Raw genomic sequence first — 2,744 nt, forward strand, 5'->3', positions numbered from 1 at the left:
GCAAATTAACTAATTCTATGGGAGAAATTCTGGCAGATAGAGGAGTAAAACCAACAATATCAGAAAACAAAATTGTTGATTCTTCAAAATAATCAGCTATAGCACTGGTATCCTGTTTCAGTCGAAATGCAATAGGTTCTGGCAAAATATTCATCAGTAAACGCTCTGACTTTTCTTGTTCTGCGTGTAATGCTGTTTCTGCTTCTTGGCGAAGAGTAATATCTTCCACAGTACCTTCATAATAAAGTAATTCTCCATTAAAATTACGAACAGCACGAGCCTTTTCACAAATCCAAATTATACTGCCATCAGAACGATAAACTTGAGATTCAAAATTTGATATTTCCCCATCTTTATTAATAGCATCAATAAATTCTTGTCTACGGTTAGGGTTAACATATATTTGTTGTTGAATATTAGTAATATTAGTAATTAATTGTGAACAGTCAGAATAACCATACATTCTTGCTAAAGCTGGATTAGCACTTAAGAAAAAACCATTAGGTGTAGTTTGAAAAATACCCTCAATAGAATTTTCAAAGATACTACGATATTTTGCTTCTGCTGCTTGTAATGCTTCTGCTGCTTCTTGACGTTCTGTGATATCTTTAACTATTAAAAGTAAGCAAGATTGCCCATCCAGGCAAATAACTTCTCCTGATAATAATCCAATTGCAATTTGTCCTGACTTTAGCCTAAACTTAATCTCTTGATTGCGAATTTTACCTTGAGTTTCTAATATTGTAAAAATGCGAATTCGCTCTTCAATATTTCCCCATAAATTCAGTTCTAATGCTGTTTTACCAATGACTTCTTGACGACTATAACCTGTAGTTTGAATAAAGCTTTCATTGACTTCAATTAATCTACCATCGGCAAGATTACTAATAGTAATTACATCCGGACTTGCCTGAAAAGCTAAAGCAAATTTTTCTTCTGACTGCCGTAGTGCTGCTGTTCTTTCTTCTACTCTTTGTTCTAACTCAGCATTAGTTTTTTCTAGATTAATAAAAGAATCTTGTAATTGCTGTGCCATTAAGTTAAAAGATTCTGCTAATACCTCCAATTCATTAACTATTTTGACTTCAATTTTTTGATTAAGTTTTCCTCTGGCAATTTCTCTACTTGCATCACTTAAGAGCATAACAGGATAACTAATCCAACGAGAAGTTAAAATTCCTACTATTGTGGCAACAAATAAAGCAATTAAGCACAATTTAATTGTGGTACGAGTATTAACATTAATTTGATCCATAAAATCTGCTTCTGGAACCACAACTACAATTAACCAATCTAAATTNTACCATTTGCAGCAGGTCATTTCAGTTATCAGTTAACAGTTAACTGATAACAGTACCTCTCGCTAAACCCAGAGGCTTGAAATACTGAAAATTATGCCGAAAAATTATCAACATTTTCTGCTTTTATTCTTGTAACTTCCTGTTCTTTCAAACTAAATGGTTTTTGGGAAGTAGAAGAAGCAACTAACAATCCAGAACGTTCCATAATAAAAGTTTGACCTGATTCACCAATTTTTAAACTTTGGAGAAATTCTCTGATGTGAGAAAGAACAAAATCAACCCCAACTACTCCTATTAATTGATTATTATTTTGATAAATAGGTTGAACTAAAGTTACTTTAAGTCTCAGTTCTTTAAAGTCAGCATAAATATCACTCCAAGTTGCTTTCTTTGCCTCGACTGCATTTTTATACCAAGGTCTAATTCTAGGGTCATAATCATTGCCAATTTCTAATAATTCTGTAGGGTTTCCCTGACTATCAATTCCAAGACTATGAAACTTTCCTTTTGTAGATTTACCAGCTCTACCAATTTCCCATTGATTATTATTTTGAAATCCTAAACCAATAAATTCTCCCTCAGCGCCACCAAAATAAATTGCAGAAACATTAACTGAATCAAATAAAAATCTTTGCCCCCAAAATTGCTGAGTTAAACTAGCTGTATCCTGAATATTCAAATGACCTAAATTAATTGCATTTTGATTAATTTGAGCAATAACACGAGGCGCTTCTAAATAATTTTTCAATGTATCCTGAATCCGGCTACTAACTTCATTTCTTAATTGAGTTGTGACTTCATTAACTGCTTGCTGGCCATTGCGTAGAGAGAGCCATCCTGTTAAACCTACTGCCCCAAAAATTTGAACGACGAAAGGTACTATTAAAATAGCTCGTAGAGGTATGTGTCTGCTCACTTTGATAGGGGAGTTAATAAACTTTGTGGGAGCCGAATTTATATTAATGGCCATAGGATTTGATGACTACCACCTGATTTTACTTGGTCTGTTTAATTGTATAGCGCGTAGCGCTAGGGAATAGGGAATAGGGAATAGGGAATAGTAAAGTGTTAAAGGGTTTTTCCTGCGGAAATGCTCCGCAAACAGGATGTATAAATTTCCTAACCTTAATGCGTAGCGCTATAATTTCCCAGTTTTTTTGATTTCCAGTTCTAGGAAAGATGGAGAATAATAGCTGTAATTTTTTTATAGTTTGCGAGGGTTGTTATTAGTTTTCAGTAAAACTAGAAATTTTAATTATACCACACAAAGTATTTTTACTGTAGTACAATAACTGTTTGTGTTGTTAGAGAAAGTTATATAGCAATTTTTTTGTTGAAATTTTGAGGTGATTAGTATGTATATTTCCAAATTTCAGATATTGAATTATAAGTCGTTTCGAGATTCTGGTTGGTTAGAGTTTCAGCCAGGTATTAATATTATTG

2 protein-coding genes are annotated in these 2,744 nt (G+C 33.1%); both read right to left on the minus strand.

What is annotated here, in order from left to right; genetic code table 11:
- A partial coding sequence (locus AFK68_RS02985; protein ID WP_210407194.1) for a PAS domain S-box protein occupies positions 1-1,300 on the minus strand: 1,300 nt, incomplete at both ends.
- A 92-nt stretch (positions 1,301-1,392) separates the two neighbouring features.
- The gene (locus AFK68_RS02990; RefSeq protein WP_246843963.1) at positions 1,393-2,217 is read right to left on the minus strand and encodes a cache domain-containing protein; all 825 of its coding nucleotides are present in this window, start codon (positions 2,215-2,217) and stop codon (positions 1,393-1,395) included.
- Positions 2,218-2,744 lie beyond the last annotated feature (527 nt).

The sequence above is a fragment of the Hydrocoleum sp. CS-953 genome (assembly GCF_002260545.1).
Lineage (GTDB): Bacteria > Cyanobacteriota > Cyanobacteriia > Cyanobacteriales > Microcoleaceae > Trichodesmium.